Origin of the sequence: Bacillus sp. B1-b2 (assembly GCF_009183415.1) — a bacterium.
In the GTDB taxonomy this organism is placed as follows: domain Bacteria; phylum Bacillota; class Bacilli; order Bacillales; family Cytobacillaceae; genus Niallia.
In genome coordinates, this window is sequence record NZ_WEHU01000032.1 from 1 (window position 1) to 20,158 (window position 20,158).

The 20,158-nt window shown below is 35.1% G+C and carries 23 protein-coding genes and 1 pseudogene; 1 reads left to right on the forward strand and 23 read right to left on the reverse strand.

Going from position 1 to position 20,158, the window contains the following annotated elements; translation table 11 throughout:
- Positions 1–448 precede the first annotated feature (448 nt).
- From F9279_RS21100 to F9279_RS21200, 21 genes and pseudogenes are all read right to left on the reverse strand, one after another.
- Positions 449–709, reverse strand: coding sequence for a hypothetical protein (locus F9279_RS21100; protein ID WP_152116171.1), 261 nt, complete (start codon positions 707–709; stop codon positions 449–451).
- A 2-nt stretch (positions 710–711) separates the two neighbouring features.
- Complete coding sequence (locus F9279_RS21105) at positions 712–1,023, reverse strand: hypothetical protein (RefSeq protein WP_152116172.1); 312 nt, start codon at positions 1,021–1,023, stop codon at positions 712–714.
- 15 nt (positions 1,024–1,038) lie between these two features.
- Positions 1,039–1,554 carry a JAB domain-containing protein gene (locus tag F9279_RS21110; protein ID WP_152116173.1) on the reverse strand — a complete coding sequence of 172 codons (516 nt, stop codon included), beginning with the start codon at positions 1,552–1,554 and terminating at the stop codon, positions 1,039–1,041.
- Between the two features lie 278 nt (positions 1,555–1,832).
- Positions 1,833–2,015 (reverse strand): hypothetical protein, encoded by a 183-nt coding sequence (locus tag F9279_RS21115; RefSeq protein WP_152116174.1) that lies wholly within the window; start codon positions 2,013–2,015, stop codon positions 1,833–1,835.
- 635 nt (positions 2,016–2,650) lie between these two features.
- A pseudogene (locus tag F9279_RS21120) lies at positions 2,651–2,764 on the reverse strand (flagellin); the annotation flags it as partial.
- Between the two features lie 344 nt (positions 2,765–3,108).
- Positions 3,109–4,380, reverse strand: a complete 1,272-nt coding sequence (locus F9279_RS26105; RefSeq protein WP_152116175.1) for a flagellin — start codon at positions 4,378–4,380, stop codon at positions 3,109–3,111.
- Between the two features lie 268 nt (positions 4,381–4,648).
- On the reverse strand, positions 4,649–4,876 hold the full coding sequence (csrA, locus tag F9279_RS21130; RefSeq protein WP_152116176.1) for a carbon storage regulator CsrA: 228 nt from the start codon (positions 4,874–4,876) through the stop codon (positions 4,649–4,651).
- Between the two features lie 4 nt (positions 4,877–4,880).
- Positions 4,881–5,330, reverse strand: coding sequence for a flagellar assembly protein FliW (gene fliW / locus F9279_RS21135; RefSeq protein ID WP_152116177.1), 450 nt, complete (start codon positions 5,328–5,330; stop codon positions 4,881–4,883).
- Between the two features lie 14 nt (positions 5,331–5,344).
- Positions 5,345–5,932 carry a DUF6470 family protein gene (locus tag F9279_RS21140; RefSeq protein WP_152116178.1) on the reverse strand — a complete coding sequence of 196 codons (588 nt, stop codon included), beginning with the start codon at positions 5,930–5,932 and terminating at the stop codon, positions 5,345–5,347.
- Between the two features lie 242 nt (positions 5,933–6,174).
- Positions 6,175–7,062, reverse strand: a complete 888-nt coding sequence (flgL, locus tag F9279_RS21145) for a flagellar hook-associated protein FlgL (protein WP_152116179.1) — start codon at positions 7,060–7,062, stop codon at positions 6,175–6,177.
- Between the two features lie 11 nt (positions 7,063–7,073).
- Complete coding sequence (gene flgK, locus F9279_RS21150; protein WP_152116180.1) at positions 7,074–8,618, reverse strand: flagellar hook-associated protein FlgK; 1,545 nt, start codon at positions 8,616–8,618, stop codon at positions 7,074–7,076.
- A gap of 14 nt (positions 8,619–8,632) precedes the next feature.
- Positions 8,633–9,127 (reverse strand): flagellar protein FlgN, encoded by a 495-nt coding sequence (locus tag F9279_RS21155; protein ID WP_152116181.1) that lies wholly within the window; start codon positions 9,125–9,127, stop codon positions 8,633–8,635.
- 26 nt (positions 9,128–9,153) lie between these two features.
- Entirely contained in the window at positions 9,154–9,417 is a 264-nt protein-coding gene (gene flgM, locus F9279_RS21160; protein WP_152116182.1) for a flagellar biosynthesis anti-sigma factor FlgM, read from the reverse strand.
- A gap of 202 nt (positions 9,418–9,619) precedes the next feature.
- On the reverse strand, positions 9,620–10,027 hold the full coding sequence (locus F9279_RS21165) for a TIGR03826 family flagellar region protein (protein WP_152116183.1): 408 nt from the start codon (positions 10,025–10,027) through the stop codon (positions 9,620–9,622).
- A gap of 16 nt (positions 10,028–10,043) precedes the next feature.
- On the reverse strand, positions 10,044–10,721 hold the full coding sequence (locus F9279_RS21170) for a ComF family protein (protein ID WP_152116184.1): 678 nt from the start codon (positions 10,719–10,721) through the stop codon (positions 10,044–10,046).
- A complete protein-coding gene (locus F9279_RS21175; RefSeq protein ID WP_152116185.1) occupies positions 10,718–12,199 on the reverse strand; it encodes a DEAD/DEAH box helicase in 1,482 nt (493 codons plus the stop codon). The genes F9279_RS21170 and F9279_RS21175 overlap by 4 nt, the downstream gene beginning before the upstream one ends.
- Positions 12,199–13,242 carry a nuclease-related domain-containing protein gene (locus F9279_RS21180; protein WP_152116186.1) on the reverse strand — a complete coding sequence of 348 codons (1,044 nt, stop codon included), beginning with the start codon at positions 13,240–13,242 and terminating at the stop codon, positions 12,199–12,201. The genes F9279_RS21175 and F9279_RS21180 overlap by 1 nt, the downstream gene beginning before the upstream one ends.
- A gap of 793 nt (positions 13,243–14,035) precedes the next feature.
- Positions 14,036–14,878 carry a DegV family protein gene (locus F9279_RS21185; protein ID WP_152116187.1) on the reverse strand — a complete coding sequence of 281 codons (843 nt, stop codon included), beginning with the start codon at positions 14,876–14,878 and terminating at the stop codon, positions 14,036–14,038.
- 156 nt (positions 14,879–15,034) lie between these two features.
- On the reverse strand, positions 15,035–15,172 hold the full coding sequence (gene sda / locus F9279_RS21190; RefSeq protein ID WP_319020782.1) for a sporulation histidine kinase inhibitor Sda: 138 nt from the start codon (positions 15,170–15,172) through the stop codon (positions 15,035–15,037).
- A 170-nt stretch (positions 15,173–15,342) separates the two neighbouring features.
- A complete protein-coding gene (locus tag F9279_RS21195) occupies positions 15,343–16,029 on the reverse strand; it encodes a response regulator (RefSeq protein WP_152116188.1) in 687 nt (228 codons plus the stop codon).
- A 27-nt stretch (positions 16,030–16,056) separates the two neighbouring features.
- Positions 16,057–17,199 (reverse strand): sensor histidine kinase, encoded by a 1,143-nt coding sequence (locus tag F9279_RS21200; RefSeq protein WP_152116189.1) that lies wholly within the window; start codon positions 17,197–17,199, stop codon positions 16,057–16,059.
- Between the two features lie 650 nt (positions 17,200–17,849).
- Here F9279_RS21200 and F9279_RS21205 point away from each other — a divergent pair.
- Positions 17,850–18,482 (forward strand): YigZ family protein, encoded by a 633-nt coding sequence (locus tag F9279_RS21205; protein ID WP_152116190.1) that lies wholly within the window; start codon positions 17,850–17,852, stop codon positions 18,480–18,482.
- Between the two features lie 170 nt (positions 18,483–18,652).
- Here F9279_RS21205 and galU read toward each other — a convergent pair whose 3' ends face one another.
- A complete protein-coding gene (galU, locus tag F9279_RS21210; RefSeq protein WP_152116191.1) occupies positions 18,653–19,525 on the reverse strand; it encodes a UTP--glucose-1-phosphate uridylyltransferase GalU in 873 nt (290 codons plus the stop codon).
- A gap of 104 nt (positions 19,526–19,629) precedes the next feature.
- Positions 19,630–20,130 (reverse strand): VanZ family protein, encoded by a 501-nt coding sequence (locus F9279_RS21215; protein WP_193224659.1) that lies wholly within the window; start codon positions 20,128–20,130, stop codon positions 19,630–19,632.
- Positions 20,131–20,158 lie beyond the last annotated feature (28 nt).

The following is a 20,158-nucleotide window of genomic DNA, read 5'->3' on the forward strand; positions in this document are numbered from 1 at the left end:
GTTTAACCCACCATTAAAACCCACGTACTTATCTGTTTGTGTAGTATCAGTTATGGTCAATTCACAAAAAAATAACCCCCTTTTTCATGAGGGGGTGTGAGTGAAAGATCATGATTGTTTTTAATGGTACAACTGGTACATGGTTGATGACATGAGCATGGATAGATTTTCACACTTTCACTCCTCTCATTTTGCTAAACGAACGGACACTTATTTTTTCGTGACCTCTTTCACAATTTCAGTAGCTACTGCAATGATTACAGGTACGATGATTTTCTCCAGCATCCTTTTCACCTCCTTTCAAGTCAGCTCACGACAGTTATATAATTATGACGTGAGGTTTCCCTACCAAAAATGGACTGATTTATATGGCATTATTGGGTTTTACATTCCTTTACTTTTTCTTATTTAGTTATGTCGTAAGTTTTCGTGAAGAAATGTCGTGAGTTTATTCCATAGACTCGACTAGACATTCAAGATAATCTAGATAGTTTTGGACCATTTCCCTTTGATGAATAGTTGGAATGCAGGAAATAGCTCTTTCAATTTGTCCTTTATCAATTTCAATGACATCTTCCACTACTTCTCCAAGCAATTCTTCAATCAATTCTTCCTCAGTTAACACTTCATTATCGTAAAACCCTGTTGCCTCATTAAACCCTCTGTATGTTATCTCACCATTTATGATGATTTTGTTGTATCTTGTCATGATCAACCATTCTCCTTTTCTATCCTTTTTCTTAACACAGGTACCCCGTCCTTTAAAATCACTTGCAAGTACCATTCCCTTGTTTCTAAATCTATTGCTACCATGCCAATCCATTCTATTTGCTCTTCACTTTCAAACATCATTGTTTCAAAAAGAAGTGATTTAGGTAGTCCTTCTAACATTTCAAAAGGGATTAAAGACTCATCAATTTCATCTAGGTAAAGCTCATTACCTTCATAGCTGATTTGATTGAGGTCTACTGCTACTTGAAACTCATCTTCTAACATTTTTAAAAACCAATCTAATTCCTTCATCTTTTTCACCCCCTTTCATACATAGCCTTTTTCTTTTAATGAGACAAATTTATCCTCGCAAACGACAATATGATCAAGGACATCAATGCCAATTATCTTACCTGCCTTAACTAATCGTTTAGTTACCTCACAATCTTCTCTGCTTGGTGTTGGGTCCTGTGAAGGATGATTATGTCCAACTAGAATAGATGCTGCATTAGATAGAATGGCTGCCTTCATTACCTCCCTAGGATGTACTAGGCTTGCATTTAAACTACCGACATGACAAATGTTGATGGCAGTCGGTTGGTTCTTAGTGTCCAAGCACACAACAACAAATCTTTCCCTATCTGAATCCACTAGAAAATCTCTTAAAAGCTTATACGCATCATCAGGGGAAGTGATTCTCCTTTGTTTGTACAGAATACTAGATTCTCTTACTAGCTTTAGACTTACGATGTTCACTCGTTTGGCAGGTTGTTTCTTCATAATTTCAATTCTCCCTTCTAATAGCTCCAATTGTTTTAATTCTGATGCTTCGTAATAATTCATACTAAACTCCTCCTAAATAGAAATAGCCCCTACTCCGAAGATTGAAGTAGAGGTTCAGGTCGCTTGTTTCTTGAACATCTAGTGTTCATAGAACAAATGTACATTCTATGAATATAATATATATCTGAATATTCAGTCATTACTAGTTGCACATTAGAAGATTGCTTTGTTACTTTAGTATCTCTTACGAGCAACTAGACTTTCGGGGCACAATCGACTTTCTCGACTTTCCCCAAAGAGGACAAGGAGCAACGTAGCGTCATATCTAAAACTTCTTCTTACATTCCCTGTTTTTCACCTGTCCCCTTACAATGTGGACATATAATATAATCACCTACTCTTAGCATAGCCTCATAAAAACTTAATCCTCGAGTATCCATTAATTTATCGATTTCATCCTCCCTTTCTAATATAGGCTTTTTCCCCGTATAACAATGAGGACAAGAAGTGTTAGTGGTCATAAAAATAATCCCCCTTAAGTATCTAATAGTAAAGTTTATGATACCTGTCCCCCTGCTATTCCAATTAATTAAGTGTCATTCAATATATTTCAGACGATGGATGATGAAGATAAATGCTACAAATTACAATATTATTAATGGAGTTATTGGAGTCTATTCTAGAGGGCAAAATTGATGGAAAAATAGAAATTTAGAGATCATATTAAATTAATTTAAAAGAAAGAGACCCTAGTATAACTAGAGCCTCCTTCAGGTATATTAAAATTAACGAAGAAGTTGTAAAACCCCTTGTGGTTGTTGATTCGCTTGCTTTGCGACTATGTCTTTCGATCATAGAATAGACTATATCTTCATCCTAAATTTATTAGGAGCTGGGCACTTCGAACAGCTTTTGCTATTCTACGAGATTCATAGTCATAGCATTTGCCTTAGACCGTATTCCCTAGTCGTTGAACCTTCTCCAGAGTTTCCTCACAGGAGCTTGGCTGCTGATTATCCATTGTAATATCTTCATCATTTTCAAACCTTCACGCCTATCATTTCTAATTACGTTGTGGTTGATGAAGCTTTAGGAAGTTCCAGCAATTCACCCAGTTATACTCTTACCCGTTGCCAAGTAAGACGCCCTCTTTCAATTATCGAAGAAGTTGCAATACTCCTTGCGGCAATTGATTCGATTGAGCCAACATTGCTTGTGCTGCTTGAGAAAGAATAGAATTCTTCGTTTGGTTCATCATTTCTTTCGCCATCGTGCGAACATTTATTTTCATAAATGACTAGACTATATCTTCACCCTCTAGCAATCTAGTAGGGGTCGGGCACTTCGGATTCACAATACTGATGTATATTGTTTCACCTATGGATTTCATCACCATAGCTTTTGCCTTAGATGGTCTATCCTAGTCGTTGAACCTTCTCCACTCTTTCAAGACAGGAGCTTGGCTGCTGATTGCCCAATCTTTTCTTTTTTCAAACCATCACGCTTGTCGTTTCCAACTGCGTTGTGGTAAGAAAAGCTCTAAGGGTTTTCCAGCAATTCACCCGATTATAATCACTAGCCGTTACCAGCTAGGACGACTGTGCTTGTCACTGCTTATGCAGCTAAAGCATAATCTACGTCACGGATACGAGATTCCGCAGCAGTTAGGTTTTCAGAAGATGTACCTAAGTTGTTAATTGTCTGGTCTAAGCGGTTTGAATAAGCACCAAGTTTAGAACGTTCAGCTGATACAGTTTGGATAGCTTTATCCAATGTACTAATCGCTGAAGATGCACCTGTTTGAGTAGTTACATCAATACCACTAATACCTAAAGCTGATGCTCTCATATCTTTAATAGAAATATTCATTTCTTGGTTTTCATTTGCACCAATTTGTAAATTTAAAGTGCCATTTGATGTCACAGTAACAGTAGTATTAGCTGTGTTATCTAAAGCCCCATTAATTTTTAATTCTAAACCTTTTGCAGCACCATCTAGAATAGTTACAGTATCCCCTTCTGCTTTATAGCTTGTAAAGCCTGAAGCAGCAGTAACAGTAGCATCTGTACCACTTGATGTTGCTAAACCAGCTAATGCACCACCTACAGCATTTACTGTGAATTTTGCTGCACTACCTTTGTCTTCAGTAGCTAAAGTGATTCCTGCACCATCGGTGTGAGTAGCTTTAACTCCAACGCCAGCATTGTTGATAGCATCTAAAGCATTTTGAACCGTGTCTGTAGCTGCAAAATCAAACTTCGTACCATTAATAGTTATTGATGAAGCTGAACCTAAGGCTGTTGTAGAAAGCGCAAATGTTGCAGTTGTAGCATCTGTAGCTGCAGTGGCTACTGTTGAAGCACTCATAGCTATTGCAGCCCCTGCAGTAGTTTCACCAGTACCACCAACTATACTAATTTTTGCAGCATCACCAGCGTCAGTATCAGCCACTGTACCACTAACAGAGGCACCACCATTAATAAGTTTTTTAGTGTTAAATTCTGTGTTGTTACCGATTCTATCTACTTCTGATTTTAATTGGTCAACTTCTTTTTGAATTTCTTTACGGTCATCTAAAGTATTGGTATCATTAGAAGATTGAACTGATAATTCACGCATACGTTGTAAAATTGAGTGAGTTTCATTTAATGCACCTTCAGCAGTTGAAATTAAAGAAATACCGTCTTGTGCATTCTTAGAAGCCATATCCAATCCACGAATCTGTCCACGCATTTTTTCAGAGATTGCTAGACCTGCTGCATCATCCCCAGCTTTGTTAATACGAAGACCTGAAGATAATTTCTCCATTGACTTACCTTGTGCTTCATTTGCACTACCCAACTGACGATACGTGTTAAGTGCTGCAATATTATGATTGATTCTCATTTTTATGTTCCTCCCTGAATTTGAGTGTTCACATCCTTGTGAACATATAATTTTTTGTTAGGAGTTAGGAAGGTCGGCCGCCCTTCCCTCTCTTACTTTATATATCGTCTTACCTCTAAAAGTTTTAATAGTTTTTTATCTTTTTTTTTATTTTTTTTAGAATAAAAGAAAACTAGAATACACATAGGCAAAAACCATAATAAAATAAAAAGCGTAGCAAAATATTAGCTACGCTGCTACATACAGTATTTACTTGTTTGTTTTTCCCTTAGTCTTTCTTTGCTCCTTTAATAAATCCCATAACCTCCGACACATCTGCAGAAGCTTCTTGATTCTCGGCAATTATTTGCTCATATACTTCTTTACGATAAACATCCACATTTTTAGGAGCATTTATCCCTATCTTCACTTGATCACCTTTTAATGCAATAACAGTGATCTCTATTTCATCCCCAATTTTAATTACTTCACCATTTTTTCTAGTGAGTACTAACATCTAATCACCCTTTCACCCTTGAAGACTTTACTTTTTGAAAAAGTAGGTGCTTGGTATGATAATCTTGATGATTCAAAATCACTTGTTTCGCAATATTTTTTTTACTGTTTATCACAATCGGTGCCTGTAAATTAGCTGTTGTTTTATCAAATGGATCTTTAACCGTTAATATAGTAAATATCAACACATTTTTATCTGATTCTATTTCTAGTAGTTCCACCACATGATTCTCTAATGTAAAGTCATACTCTTTAATGAAATTAAAAGGATTTGTCATAATAAAAGCAAGTTGGGTATTAGAAACAGATTGAAGTACTAAAAATTCGCCTTCTTCATCTAGCGACAATACAATAAATTTCTTTTCATCTGGAAATCCTGGAATAGCTTGTGGAAAAATAATTATTTCTTTTTCCTCAAATTCTCTTTCCCCATGATACTTAGTAATAATTTTCAATTCACATCATTCCTTTATATGTATTGTTCATAGTTTACCCCAACATACTTTAAATTTTCAAAATCTATTTCTAAAGATGAATATTGTGCCAATTGAACATTCACTTTGGATGGTGTAAAAGTATTTTGTGGATTATTTGTTGTACTGCTAATAATCGGCTTTTTAGTTTCTACTGATATCGTCACATCTCCAGGATCATAATCGATCTGCACACTGTTTGGGGAAGGTATCCACCCTATTCCAAATTGTTTTGGTTCTCCTTGACTATTTCTTTTAGCTTGAGCTGCAATAGGATTACCATCATTTTGAATTTGCAAAAGTTCATTTCGATCTCTTCCACGTCTCCCAATTCCCTCAAGCACCGCACGTTTCCCTTCTGCAGCAGCATCCTCCACTATTCGAGGCACACTTTTATAACCGACATCCTCTCTAGCCTTCGTTTGATCAATAGTCAATTTCGATGGTCGTTTATCTATTGTTAATTCAGCTTTTGGCTGTTCCAGTTCCATTTTTATATGTTGTGGTTCTATCTCTAACGATCCTCTTAGCACTTGAATATCAATCTTAGCAGGAGAAGATTGCAATCTAATTTGCGGAAACATTCCATCTTCACATCCTTAAATAATCATATTTAGAAAAAAAGAGCCAAACCATCAGACCAAGTCGGTCAGGCTTGCCTCCTCCTATTTAGAATACTTATAGAAAATAACTTACTGTTAGCCTTGTTAATTGTAATGAAAAGTGTATGGCTACTCAAGTTAGAGAGAGTGTAGACACGAAAGGGCTCCTTAACTGCAGATAACAAACACCTTCAGAGAAATCAATAGCCAACTTTAATAGCTGCTTATCTCAAGAAATCAATTAACGAAGTCTGTATCAACCTAGCTCCAACACTAAGCGCGGCATTATGCACACTTTCCTGAACAGATAACTGAGTAATCGCCAGTTCCATATCCACATCTTCATTATCAGATAATACCTTATTTGCCATAACTTCCTGGGCATCAATTCTTGACTCTACCATTTCCAAACGATTGGATTTAGCTCCAAGATCAGCTCTTTCAGAGTTAATAGAATTAATAACATTATCTAATCTCTCTAATAATTCATCCATACCTTCTGTATCATTATTTGCCATTTTATCTTCAATTTCTTGTAAAACGTCAAAGGTTTCTTGGTTAAAAGTACTTGGACTGATATTTGCTTTCATCGTAATTCCTTGAGATACTTCCACATTATAATTATCAATTGAAGGATCATTAATATTTGCGGCTACCTGTGGTGGTGAACCACTTGAGACTACAGGATTGGATACATCCGTGCCATGGAAAATATATCTCCCATTTATCTTTGTATTAGCCACATTGACTAAATCATCTTTAATTTGGGAAATTTCTTTAGATATGGCTGCTCTTTCATCTTCACTATTCGTATCATTTTTCCCTTGCAACGATAGCTCACGTACCCGTTCAAGACCACTCGTAGCCTGTTCAATCCCTGCTTCCGAGTTATCCATCCACAAATGCAATTCTGAAAGATTGCGCTTATACTGTTCTACTGAATTCAAGTTAGAACGAAAATACATGCCTTTCATTGCTACAACTGGATCATCAGAAGGCTTCGTAATTTTCTTCCCAGTTGCTACTTGGTTATTCAATGAAGCTAATTTATTATAACTATTGCTTATATTACGTAATGAATTTGAAGAAACCATCGACTGTGTTACACGCATTATTTAATCACCTATCTCCCGACACCCATGCCGTTAATAATTGTATCTAACATTTCATCTGTGATAGAAATCATTCTTGCTGCTGCATTGTATGCTTGTTGGTATTGAATCATATTTGTCATTTCTTCATCTAAAGATACAGAGCTTGTACTCATTCTTCTGTTATCTACTGTTTGTTGAAGAGCAGTTGCGTTAGTTGCCATTTTTGTTGCTTCTTGAGAGCTTACAGCCATACTTCCAATAACTCCTTCAAAGTAGTTACGAAAATAAGATTGCTCAGAACTTAACCCATAATCATAATCATTATTAATGATTTCTGCTAATTTACTAACATAAGAAGCATCACCGACAGTAGGATTTGTAGGATTTGCATTTGCAATATTATCTAAACTACTTCGAATATCCTGTGAAACAGTCATTCTACTTGCAAAACCTTTTCTATCCGATATACTTCCATCTGCACTTTCATTATCAGCGAAGAAGGAAATGGCTTGATTACCATTCTTAATTTCATTCGGGCTCATACCTTCTTCATGAACTTTGTTAAATTCTGTTGCGAATGTATAAGCTAGGTTATCTAACTCTGAAAGCATATCATTGAAAGTACCTTTAAGATCGCCATTTTCATTCTCATATCCGTACGATTCTACTACACTCTTTAATTTACCAGTAGATTCAAAGTTATTAATATCAATTGTTGTATCTCCAATAGAGATGGATTGAACACCAGTATTTTCTGTATTGCTGTTTACTTTTACTTCTTTATAACCATTTGTATCTACTAAATTTCCTAGTTCATTGCCGTTGTCATCTACTAGAGAAACAACTGCCTTTCCCTCTGATTGAGCTAAAGCATTACCACCTGATTTTTCATAACTTACTTTAATTCTTGCATATTGAGATAAATCATCTAAGATGGTATCTCTTTGATCATATAAATCATTTGGTAAGTAACCATTTGGCTCAATAGCACCAATTTGCTTGTTTACTTGATCTAGTTGAGATAATAAGGTGTTGATTGCTTTTTCTGAAACATTCACTTCATTTTGAGCATCTGCTTTTTGTGCAGAAACCGTATCATATAAATAATTAAATGTTTCTGCGACAGCAATACCACGTTGACGAACAACTGCTCTTGCTCCTGAGTTCTGTGGATCTACTGCCATATCTTGTAGTGACTCCCAGAAAGAATCCATAGATGCAGATAATCCAGATTCAGAAGGCTCATTCATAATAGTTTCTAAATCACCTAATGCACTTGCACGATTTTCCCAATATCCTAGCTTACTAGATTCAGAGCGATATTGAGTATCTAAAAATGTTTCTCTTACTCGGACAACAGCACCCGCTTCTACACCTGTTCCCATTTGCCCTGGTATTTTCGGAGCATTTGTTCCAACAGAAGGAAAGCTTTCTGTTTGCTGAAGGTCTACTCTTTGTCGAGTGTAGCCAAGTGTATTCGCATTAGCGATATTGTTACCCGTTGTATATAGAGCACCTTGCTGGGCAACCATCCCACGCCTTGCAGTCTCTAGTCCCATAAAAGTTGAACCCATTTTCTAATCCCCCATTATGCCTTTATATTTAATAAGCTAGTTCGTTGTTTTCCATAATTTTGCACGTTTTGATTGCTACCTGCTGGTTTCCCATAATTGATGCTTTTTGGTGCTGGCTTTAATAGATTTAAGGAAACATTAACAAATTGCATCGACTGCATTAATAGCTGTTGATTTAGTATATTGGTTTCTTTCAATTCTATTATAATGTTCTTTAAGTGTGCCGCAATGTCCGAAACTTGTTTCGCATCCATTTGGTTTAGGAATGATAAGCATTCCGTAACAGTAGGGTTATCAAAATGTGGTGCAATTCGCTTCGAGATAGTCATTCTTGCTTCCTCGAGCTTTTGGATGCTCATAATATGAGCTTGCTCGTCCTTCATTATCTGTTCAAGAGCTTCCATATCGCCAACCTTAATAATTTCTGTTTTCTTCTTTGTTACTTCATGTAAACTTAGATGTAATTTTACTAATTTGTCTAATGTTTGAATTAATAACGTTGCCGACATGATAGCCCTCCTTTTCTAATAATGAATTATTTTGCGTAGAAATTGATAATGCTTTTTGCTACATCTTGTGCATTTACTTCATATGTTCCACTTTGAATTTGTTTTTTCAATGCTTCAATTTTTTCTGTGCGAGCACCAGATACTTGAGAGACTTGTTGCAATTCTTTTGCTACAGAAGAAATCTCTACTTTATCAGTCCCTTTTGTTCCTTCTGATTTATTCGTTTGATCTACTTTGTTTACTTTTTTATATGGATTAATGCCTTGTGTTCCAAAGTTATTAATTTTCATCCTGTATTCCTCACTTTCTTTTTCCGTACGAAAATCTTTTCTACACCTAGTATCGGATGATTAGCGATATCTTTAAGCATTTCCTTTTGATTTTCTTAAAATACGTCAAATTTACTAATTAAAAAACTTTAATTTGTGAACATTTTCCTAGTGGAGATGGTAGAGAAGATATTTAGAAGAGGGGAAAAAAGTATTCCCCTTGTTATGGTTTTTCCGTTGTATAATAAGTAGCACTTTTATTATTTAGTTCTTTTTGTCTATCTTCTTTTTCTATGTTCTTTAAGTCTTTTTGTATTCCTGTTAAGCAAGGATTACAAAGATTGCCTTCACGAATTATTGTACCGCATTTCGCACAAGGATATCCAAGATTAGGGAATTGGGCAATTTTAATTCTTCCTTTTTTTATAAATTTATATATAGTAGATCGATCAACACCCGTTACTTCTACAACCTCATCCATTTGGGCCGTTCTATTGTGTTTCTTACGAATAAACTGATACACTTTTTCGTAGTCAGATTCTTCCTTTTTATAACAGTTTGGACAAATCTCTCGAACATTATTTAATACATATATATCTCCACATCTAGGACAATTACCAAACTCCGCCATTAGAATCACTCCTTATTCATCGTGCAATTGTAAAGGAAGAGACTGAATGTGCTCCAGCTTCCTTTAATAATTTTGCTGCATGACGCAACGTTGCTCCAGTAGTATATATATCGTCTATTAAAAGAATATCTTGAGTATTTATCCTATCTTTCCCTTTCAATGAGAAAATATTTTCTGATTGCAATCGTTGTTGTCTTGTTTTCTTGGATTGCTTTTCTCCATGGGTTCTTGATAGACATGGAATGTATGGGATGTTGGCATAATGAAGAATGGCTTCCGCTTGATTAAATCCTCTTTCATACAAACGCTCCGTACTTAAGGGTATCGGCACTGCGATTTTATTTTTCGCTACATTCTTTGGAATAAATAAAGAGAATGCGGCAGCAACATGATAATCCCCTCTATATTTAAATTGGGCAATAATATCCTTCAGAAATGGATTATAGTGAAATAAAGCGGTATTTTTTTCAAGTACTCCTTTCCAAGTTTTTTGTTGTTCCCATCTGTAACAATCAGAACAAGTTTTTTCATTTAAACTTTCTACTGATCGCCCACAAATAGCACAGACTTCACCAGAAATGATTTCTAACTTCTCCTTACACTCTTCACATATGTGACAAATTGGCTCTTTGGATAATAAGTATGTCCAGTTGATTTCAGGAATTAGCTGCTTTAAGCAAAAAACACAATTCATCTCAACAAACCTCGTACTCTTGCTTCCTTATTACTTTTTTCAATTTGTTCTTTCGCTTTTACCATACTGACTGTTTTTCCATGATGAAAAAATAGGATGTTTCCATTAGGATAATCTTTCTTTCTTCCAACCCTGCCAGCTATCTGCACTAAGGCACTTTCTGTAAAAATTTTATTTTCTGCACCTAAAACAGCAACCTCTACATTCGGAAAAGTAACACCTCGTTCTAAAATAGTAGTTGTTATTAATAGCTTCAATTGTTTATCACGCATTTTCTGAACCTTCACTTTCCTATCATCGTCTTCTGCATGCACTGTTTCTAGAGAGTGAATAATAGGTTGGATGAGATTTTTTAATTTTTCCATATGTGTAATTTTAGGTACGAAAAGCAGCAGTGGTTTATCTGAGTCCACATGTTGTCTTAGCCACTTTTCAATAGATGGTGGAAGTTTGTTTTTCTTTAATGTTTTTTCCCAATTACCACACCATTTGAACTCTGGAACTGGAAGAGGATATTGGTGAAATCTTGCAGGAATGGTTACATATTGGATGACTTGGTTTTTACACTTTTCTTGCCATTCCTTATCTGGAGTTGCTGTTAAATAAATAAGAGTAGAATTAATCTTACGCGCCTTTTGAACAGCTCTTTGCAGGGTAAGATCATAGGAATACGGAAAAGCATCCATCTCATCAAGTATAACCAAGTCAAATGCCTGGTGAAATCGATATAGCTGATGTGTAGTGCTAATAGTAAGAGGGCTGTATAAATGCCTATCCTCACTTCCACCATAAACAGGTAGTACTTTTATTTCTGGGAATACTTCTTGAAGTCTCGGCGCAAGTTCAAGCACTACATCTGTTCTCGGAGTGGCAATACAAATACGTTGATTTTGTTGTAGAGCTTGTTCAATTCCTTTAAAAAGCACTTCTGTTTTCCCGGCTCCACATACTGCCCAAATAAGGAGCTCTGATTGTTCGGCAATGATTTCTTCCATTTTGTCTGAAGCAATTTTTTGACCTTTTGAAAGTGTACCATTCCAATTTAATTGTACTTTGTTAGTATCTTGGACTACTTCTGGTCCAGTCCAACTAATGAGAGGTGTGCATTCACTTATTCTGCCCATCATAATGCAGTTTCTACAATAGGAACATTCTTTTCCACATCTCGCACAAGGAAAGCTTGCGAATAATGATTTATTGTCATTTCCGCATCTTTTACATGTGTTTTCTTCTATTCCTGGTGTATATGCGCAGTACCCGTTTAAATAATGTTCCTGGATTTCATCTAGTGAAAAGGATAGTTCGTCAATGAGAAGTTTTTTTCCTTGTAGGGAGAGTTGAAGGTTTTTATTAAAGGCATATGATGGATTTAGAGTTGGAGTGGTGAGTTGATTTTTGGGGATGTCTGAGATACGGAGGGCATTCACTGATTTGTTAATGGTAGGGATTAGATGGATATTGTTATGTTGAAAAAGCATTAGTTCACCTCTTTGAATAGTTTGGGTGTTAGGTGATGGACTGTGGATTTTCCCTTTCCACTTCTTTTGAAAGGTAAACTCTTAAGAATTCGTGAAGCAACAAATTTAGAGTCTAAATGGAGAAAAAATCTTAATTGTTCATTATTGATTTCCTCCCCAAAAAGAAAATAATAATCCCTTAAAGCAGAAAATATAGCATCATTCGTTTTATTATGACATTTTTGGCAGAACCAATATGTACGAAGCTTTTTCATGGCAAACTCACTACATTTTCCACAAATAATTCCTGTTATTATATCCTCTTTCTTAATATGATATTTTTCCAATATTACTGAATCAAAAGGAGTATGTTTCTTTATTAAATACTTAGATATTTTCTTCATTTGATTTGGAGACATTATAACATTTGCAGAATCTTGAGAGCTTGTTACATTAGGAATGAGTTCAGGAAGAAATTCTTTGTGCACAATTTTATTTTTCAGAAGATTTAGTTGTGCAGGAGGGATACGGATAATGGATTTTGTATTACTAAATACAACAAGGGTAAATATGGGGATATTATGAAAGTGAGCATTCTCTAACACACTATGCAATTGACTTTTCAACCTACTTACTTGTAGAAGTGGGTCAGCATATGCTGTTTTTTCATCATCTTTCACTTGTATCATTTGGTGCAAATCTGTCTCTATTAGTATTTCACCTACCATGTTCTTCACTTCTAGAATCAAAATATATTTAGCATGCAGAATAAGAATGTCTATTTGAAAGAAGTACTTGCCGTTCCATAACCTTAAATCATGCATGATAATATATTCTTCTTCTCGTAGAAAACTCAATGGATAATCCACAGCCATTTCTCCACGAAATCCAGCCATAATAAGTTGATAATCATGCTTTATGAAAGCCATACTTTCATGATTTACTTTTAATCTTGAAATTAATGCCTCTAATTGAAGAGCTCTTTGTGGATATTCTATCGGTTTTATAATCAAATAATTCACCTTCCTTTCTTGTTTTTGATAAAATTCTTCAATAAGTGACATTTTTCCTTCTTATTTGAAGGAATTCATTACGTATTTTTATTTTGAATTTCTTTACCTGATTGTTTTTCTCCCTTTCACTATAAGTATTCAAGCTCCTGCATCTTTCCCAAACCCGTTTTGTTGCGCAATCGCTTTACTTTGTTGCGCAAAAATCATTTTTGTTGCGTTCACCCTTACTTTTGTTGCGCTTATCGTCATTTTGTTGCGTTCTCCTCCCTTTTTGTTGCGAAACCACTTTTCCTCTACTATCCACACTACATATTCAAGCTCCTGCACCTTCCCCAAACCTGTTTTGTTGCGCAATCGCTTTACTTTGTTGCGCAAAAATCATTTTTGTTGCGTTCACCCTTATTTTTGTTGCGCTTATCGTCATTTTGTTGCGTTCTCCTCCCTTTTTGTTGCGAAACCACATTTCCTCTAGTATTCACACTATATATTCAAGCTTCTGCATCTTCCCCAAACCTGTTTGGTTGCGCAATCGCTTTACTTTGTTGCGCAAAAATCATTTTTGTTGCGTTCATCCTTATCTTTGTTGCGCTTATCGCCATTTTGTTGCGTTCTCCTCCCTTTTTGTTGCGAAACCACTTTTCCTCTAGTATTCACACTACATATTCAATCTCCTGCATCTTCCCCCATCCTATTTTGTTTCACAATCTCCATTCTTTGTTGCGTTCACGCCTAACTTTGTTGCGCTTATTCCCATTTTGTTGCGTTTTCCTCTCTTATTGTTGCAGAACACCACTCACCCCCCCCACCAAAAAAAAACAAAAAAACCCAATCCCCATACCAGGAATCAGGTTCTCTTCTTCATCCACCCAAGGCCCATTGCGCCTTCGCCTAGATGTGTTCCTATAACTGCACCAAAGTAACTAATCATAAACTCAATATTAGGTAATTCTTTCTCTAGCTCTACTTTCCATTCTTCTGCTTCTAGTTCACGGTTCGCATGGATAACAACAGCTTGGTATGCTTCTCCGTTGGTAGCTTCTGCTAATAACTCTACAATTCGCTTCATGGCTTTTTTTCGTGTACGAATTTTTTCGAATGGAACGATCACTTTATCCTCAAAATGTAAAAGTGGCTTTACTTGAAGTAAGCTTCCGATCAATGCTTGTGCACTTGAAAGTCTTCCACCTCGCTGTAAGTTGGATAAATCATCTACCATAAAATAGGCATGACTAGTTTCTTTTAATTCTGCTAACAGAGGCATGATTTCCTTCGCATTCATTCCTTCTTGGACCATCTTTGCTGCTTCTATCGCATAAAAGCCTTGCACCATACAACTAACTTCTGTATCAAAAGCGTAGACCTCAATACCTTCTACCATTTCACCTGCAGAAACTGCTCCTTGGTAGGTACCACTAATTCCACTTGATAGGTGTATACTGATTACTTCATCATATGTATGGGAAAGATTTTCGAATAGTTCAACAAACTTACCTATTGGAGGCTGAGATGTGGTTGGTAAATCTCTCGTTTTTATTTCTTCGTAAAATTGGGATGCGTTCAAGTCAACTTCTTCTTCATACACTTCATTCCCTAATATCACGGTTAGAGGAATCATATGTATGTCATATTTCGTTCTCATTTCCTTAGGAATATAAGCTGTACTATCTGTGACAATAGCTGTTTTCATTCAATAATATACCTTCCTTATCTTTCTTTTTATCCACAAAAGACTTTATTCTATTATATAATACTGATTCTATTATAATGCACAATTAGCTTGATTTAATAGGTAAAATAAAAAAAGGGCAAAGGAATTTTATCGACAGATTTCTTCCATAGCCCATTATGTTTGTACATGAATGTTTCTTCTATTTATTTCCGCCATAAGTAATTCAATAAACTCACGATCTAACTTTAATTGAATTGCTTGATGATAAGCATTTAGTAGTATCGAATCTGAAAGTAGAACGATTCCATTCATAATATACGATCTCCTATCAAAGTATGCATTTATCTTATATAAGCAATTATAATACATAAATTAATAGGTCTAAACAACTATTTTCGACAAAATCCCTAATTTTTCAACCATTAAAAATGAAAACAAGGATATTTAACTAGGTCAATATCCTTGTTCCTAAAATATATATATTAGCGCACTTCTACCCAACCATTTTTAATAGCCACTACTACTGCTTGAGTACGATCATTTACATTCATCTTTTGTAAAATATTACTTACATGGTTCTTTACTGTTTTCTCACTGATGAATAGCGCTTCTCCAATACCACGATTACTTTTCCCATCAGCTAGCAATTGTAGCACTTCACACTCACGACGAGTTAATAAATGAAGAGGTCTGCGAATTTCGACAGTTTGTGAATAATGATCTGTTGCTCCTGATTCCTCTAAAGCTAATCGACGATATTCATTTACTAGATTATGCGTAATTTTAGGATGTAAGTAGGAACCTCCATCTGCCACAACCTTTACTGCCTCTACTAATGCATCTGCATCCATTTCTTTTAATAAGTAGCCACTTGCACCAGTTTTCAGGGCATGTGTTACATAATTTTCATCATCATGAATAGATAGAATAATAACTTTTGTATTAGGGAATTTTTCTAGTAACTGCCTAGTTGCTTCTACCCCATTAATGGTAGGCATATTAATATCCATAATAGTTACATCTGGCTGATAATTTTCTATCAGCTGAATCGCTTGGGTACCGTCATCTCCTTCAGCCACTACCTCAAAGCTTGCTTCAAAATCTAAAATTCTCTTTACACCTTCTCTAAATAGTTGGTGATCATCTATAATAACTATTTTCGTAGTCATTTACTCCGCCTCCCCTTATCCTTCTCTTTATTTTCGTATAGGCACATTAATCATAATAATTGTACCAACGCCTAACTTCGTATCAATGGTTAATTCGCCATCTAGTAATTCTACTCTTTCTCGCATGCCAATCAGACCAAAGGATTCTTCTTTACGTTGTTCTTTATCGAATCCTTTTCCATTGTCCTTTACCATTACAATTACTTGATCTCTCATAAGTTCAATTTTCACTGTTATGGTAGTAGCATTGGCATGTTTGAAAGCATTTTGAACAGATTCTTGAATTAATCGAAATAGTGCTACTTCGTATTCACTTGGTAATCTTACTTCTTTTCCCAAGAAAGTAAAGTCTATCTTGGTTGATTGATGATATTCTTCTGTTGTTTGCAGATATTTTTTCAAAGTAGGAATAAGTCCCAAATCATCTAAAGCCATTGGTCTTAAATCATAAATAATTCGTCGAACCTCATATAATGCATTTCGAACCATGACTTTTAAGTTTCTTATTTCTTCAAAAGCTTGATCTGCACCATGTTCTTTATAAATTCTTTCTACCAAGTCAGATCTCATCATAACATTTGCCATCATTTGAGCTGGTCCATCATGAATCTCTCTTGAGAGGCGTTTTTTCTCATCCTCTTGTGCACCAATTATTCTTAGTCCGAAATCTTGTTTTTGCTTGGCATCTTCCAATACTTCTCCAACCTGCTTTAGGTCACTTACCAAATAATTCATGACAACGGAGATTTGAGTGACAAGGTGATCTGCTCGCTGAATGGTTTCATCTAAACCTAACAACCTGCGCTCTAAATCATCTCTACGCTCACGATATTGCTTCTCCAAATGGCGGTTCATACTTAAATCCATCTGCAAGGTATGTGCTTTTTCATAAGCTTCACGGACTTCTGCTTCTGAATACTCATTAAAATGACGACTGACTTCAGATAACCGTTTTCTTGCAAACTTTGCCTGAACCTCCAGCTTGTCCCCCTCATCAATTGTTTGTATAACAAGTTCTCTTATTTCTTTTAATTCATCTGTAATGGTTTCATAATCTTGTCGACATTGTTCTCCAATTCGAAAGATTTCGTCCTTACTCGAACCAACTGTTTGAATCATTTGTTCTACAATATAATCTAGAGTTTTAGTGTCAAATTTCCTTATTACCATATATAAATTCCTCCAAAAAGGCTAAAACCCTTCTTGTATCATTATTATTTTAGCTTGAAATTACATAACTTGTATATTTTCATCAAAAAATAAATTAAAATCGTTAAATAGACACATATTTTATTTTAGAAAACATGACTTATGATTCATTGTATCCAAAATTCTAAATATATAAATAGGATAATATATCTATTAAGTCTTTTTGTACCTATATATTATTTTATATTATAAAGGAAAAGAAAAAAAACGAGAATACCTTTATATAAAGGATTGCAAGATACTGAACAATTAAATATTTACTCCATGATATTTATCCCATTCCTATTGTAGGAGGTCTTTTCGCGCATGGAGTTTTACTTATTATATCACGATACATATGGCACTATATTAAGATTTGATTACAAAGAGCCCTTTCATTGAAGAGCAATCTCTGTCGAATTATAATAATAGATGACTCTTGGCGTACATATGATTATTCAAAATGCGACAAACAATTTACGAATTAAGGAAAAATGTTTCAAATTCTTTTCTTTATAAAAATAGTAAGAATGCTATATAAACACGATTGCTCCACAGAATTATAGAAAATAGAGATACCCTACCCATTGATCAATAAGAACTAAAAACATAAAAAGAAAGGGGCCAATTCATTGCTGCCTTCTTATTTCACTGTGCCAAACTATGGAGAATCCGAGTTAATTATTCAAAAATCACGTTTTATTGCACATATTGCAAGAACAGAAACAGAAGAAGCTGCACAAGCATTTATTGGAGAAATCAAAAAGAAACACAAAGATGCTACCCATAATTGCTCTGCATACTTAATAGGTGAACAGGATCAAATACAAAAAGCTAATGATGATGGAGAACCAAGTGGAACGGCTGGTGTACCAATCTTAGAAGTATTAAAGAAGAGAAACCTAAAAGATACTACAGTAGTTGTTACGAGGTATTTTGGAGGAATTAAATTAGGTGCAGGTGGTTTAATTCGAGCATATGGAAAATCTACCTCTGAAGGGTTGAATTCTGTAGGAATAATAGAAAGAACATTAATGAATCTTTTAAGTATTTCCATTGACTACACTCTCCTAGGCAAATTGGAAAATGAATTACGCTCATCGATCTACCAAATCAAAGATATTGAATATGTAGAAAATGTGAAAGTACATGTTTTTGTCGTGCTTAACCAGGTAGACACTTTCAAAGCATGGATTACAGACCTGACTAACGGACAAGGTACTATTAAGGAAGAAGATACTTTGTATTTAGAAACATATATTTAGATATCACCCCTTCATCTCTGATATAAAGAAAAAGTGGATGAATGAGTGCATAGTACTTAAAAGAAACCCAAACTACACGAATTCAAATTCGTATTAGTTTGGGTTTCTTCATTGCCCAGTATTAAAAAACTAATCTATTAATTGATGTCACAACCATTTCTTAAAATGTCTCACTCTAAGGTTTTAGCAATTTCTTTAATATACTTGCTTAATGGCTCTTTTAAATCACTTCTTTTTAAGGCCATTTCAATCGTTGTTTGAATAAAGCCTAGCTGTTCTCCTACATCATAGCGATTTCCTTCGAATTGGTATGCAAATACTCGTTGTATTTTATTCAGCTTTTCAATAGCATCTGTTAGCTGAATTTCGCCACCAGCACCAATTTCTTGCTCATTTAAAAAACGGAATATTTCTGGTGTGAAAATATATCTTCCAATAATCGCTAAGTTAGAAGGAGCTGTACCTTGTGCAGGCTTCTCCACAAACTGCTTCACTTGAAATCTACGCCCATTTCCTTCTACTGGATCTATTACTCCATATCGATGTGTTTCATGCTCAGGAACTACTTGTACTCCAATAATAGAAGATAAGGTTTGATTGTATTCTGTGATCATTTGACCTAAACAAGGTTCTTCACTATCAACAATATCATCCCCTAATAGTACAGCAAACGGTTCATTGCCAATAAAGTTTCTAGCACACCAAACTGCATGCCCTAAGCCTTTTGGCTCTTTTTGCCGTATATAGTGAATATCTACATTAGAAGATTCCTTCACTTTTTTTAAAAGATCAAATTTCTCTTTTGCAACTAAATTTTCTTCTAGCTCCCATGAATGGTCAAAGTGATCTTCAATAGCCCTTTTTCCTTTTCCTGTCACAATGATAATATCCTCAATTCCTGAGGCAACTGCTTCTTCCACAATGTATTGTATAGTAGGTTTGTCCACAATAGGTAGCATTTCTTTTGGCATTGCTTTTGTTGCAGGTAAAAATCTTGTACCAAGACCAGCAGCGGGAATAATAGCTTTTCTTATTTTATTCATCACTAACCTCCAGATATGTAATTTATGCAACCTTTTTCCTTCTTTTGTCGTCTATTACTTAGAATTCCATTTATAGTCTACCTATTATAGGAAGGAGGAAAACACTAAAAAACTCTTTTGAAGAAATGAATCAGTTTTTGATGTAAAAGGAAAAAACAAATAACTCCAAACGCGCAACCTATACTATCAAGAATAACATCGCTAACTAATGGAGTTCTCCCACCAGTAAAGCCCTGATGAATTTCATCAGATATAGCATATAGTACGACAAATAAATAACTAATAGGTATTATTAAACTTCTTCTTTTAGAAAATAATCCTTTAAAAGCGCGAACCGTAAAGTAGGCAAGTAAGAAATAAATAGTAAAATGAGCTCCCTTTCTTATGAAGAATTCTAAGAAATGTGATACTCCTTTTTCCGCTATACTCACTTCGCTGCCACCATATTGGAAGGAAATCCATGATAGTAATTGTATAGCGAACTTGGAATCATCTAAAAAACTAAACCATGGCGTAATATCTTGATCCTTATATGGTTGAGAAGAAAAGCTAAAAATAATGACCATAAGAAGGATTACTGGTGCTAACAAACTTATTTTTTTCATAAAAACCTCTTTCTTTTTTAAATCGTTA

What these genes read in the sequence shown, in the direction of transcription:
- F9279_RS21100 (WP_152116171.1), bottom strand. Translation starts at nt 709, where the DNA reads ATGACAAGATACAACAAAATCATCATAAATGGTGAGATAACATACAGA.
- F9279_RS21180 (WP_152116186.1), bottom strand. Translation starts at nt 13,242, where the DNA reads ATGTCACTTATTGAAGAATTTTATCAAAAACAAGAAAGGAAGGTGAAT.
- csrA (WP_152116176.1), bottom strand. Translation starts at nt 4,876, where the DNA reads ATGTTAGTACTCACTAGAAAAAATGGTGAAGTAATTAAAATTGGGGAT.
- F9279_RS21110 (WP_152116173.1), bottom strand. Translation starts at nt 1,554, where the DNA reads ATGAATTATTACGAAGCATCAGAATTAAAACAATTGGAGCTATTAGAA.
- flgL (WP_152116179.1), bottom strand. Translation starts at nt 7,062, where the DNA reads ATGCGTGTAACACAGTCGATGGTTTCTTCAAATTCATTACGTAATATA.
- F9279_RS21105 (WP_152116172.1), bottom strand. Translation starts at nt 1,023, where the DNA reads ATGAAGGAATTAGATTGGTTTTTAAAAATGTTAGAAGATGAGTTTCAA.
- galU (WP_152116191.1), bottom strand. Translation starts at nt 19,525, where the DNA reads ATGAATAAAATAAGAAAAGCTATTATTCCCGCTGCTGGTCTTGGTACA.
- F9279_RS21140 (WP_152116178.1), bottom strand. Translation starts at nt 5,932, where the DNA reads ATGTTTCCGCAAATTAGATTGCAATCTTCTCCTGCTAAGATTGATATT.
- F9279_RS21200 (WP_152116189.1), bottom strand. Translation starts at nt 17,199, where the DNA reads ATGGTAATAAGGAAATTTGACACTAAAACTCTAGATTATATTGTAGAA.
- F9279_RS26105 (WP_152116175.1), bottom strand. Translation starts at nt 4,380, where the DNA reads ATGAGAATCAATCATAATATTGCAGCACTTAACACGTATCGTCAGTTG.
- flgK (WP_152116180.1), bottom strand. Translation starts at nt 8,618, where the DNA reads ATGGGTTCAACTTTTATGGGACTAGAGACTGCAAGGCGTGGGATGGTT.
- F9279_RS21170 (WP_152116184.1), bottom strand. Translation starts at nt 10,721, where the DNA reads ATGAATTGTGTTTTTTGCTTAAAGCAGCTAATTCCTGAAATCAACTGG.
- F9279_RS21155 (WP_152116181.1), bottom strand. Translation starts at nt 9,127, where the DNA reads ATGTCGGCAACGTTATTAATTCAAACATTAGACAAATTAGTAAAATTA.
- F9279_RS21195 (WP_152116188.1), bottom strand. Translation starts at nt 16,029, where the DNA reads ATGACTACGAAAATAGTTATTATAGATGATCACCAACTATTTAGAGAA.
- F9279_RS21175 (WP_152116185.1), bottom strand. Translation starts at nt 12,199, where the DNA reads ATGCTTTTTCAACATAACAATATCCATCTAATCCCTACCATTAACAAA.
- F9279_RS21215 (WP_193224659.1), bottom strand. Translation starts at nt 20,130, where the DNA reads ATGAAAAAAATAAGTTTGTTAGCACCAGTAATCCTTCTTATGGTCATT.
- F9279_RS21165 (WP_152116183.1), bottom strand. Translation starts at nt 10,027, where the DNA reads ATGGCGGAGTTTGGTAATTGTCCTAGATGTGGAGATATATATGTATTA.
- flgM (WP_152116182.1), bottom strand. Translation starts at nt 9,417, where the DNA reads ATGAAAATTAATAACTTTGGAACACAAGGCATTAATCCATATAAAAAA.
- F9279_RS21185 (WP_152116187.1), bottom strand. Translation starts at nt 14,878, where the DNA reads ATGAAAACAGCTATTGTCACAGATAGTACAGCTTATATTCCTAAGGAA.
- F9279_RS21115 (WP_152116174.1), bottom strand. Translation starts at nt 2,015, where the DNA reads ATGACCACTAACACTTCTTGTCCTCATTGTTATACGGGGAAAAAGCCT.
- sda (WP_319020782.1), bottom strand. Translation starts at nt 15,172, where the DNA reads ATGAATGGAATCGTTCTACTTTCAGATTCGATACTACTAAATGCTTAT.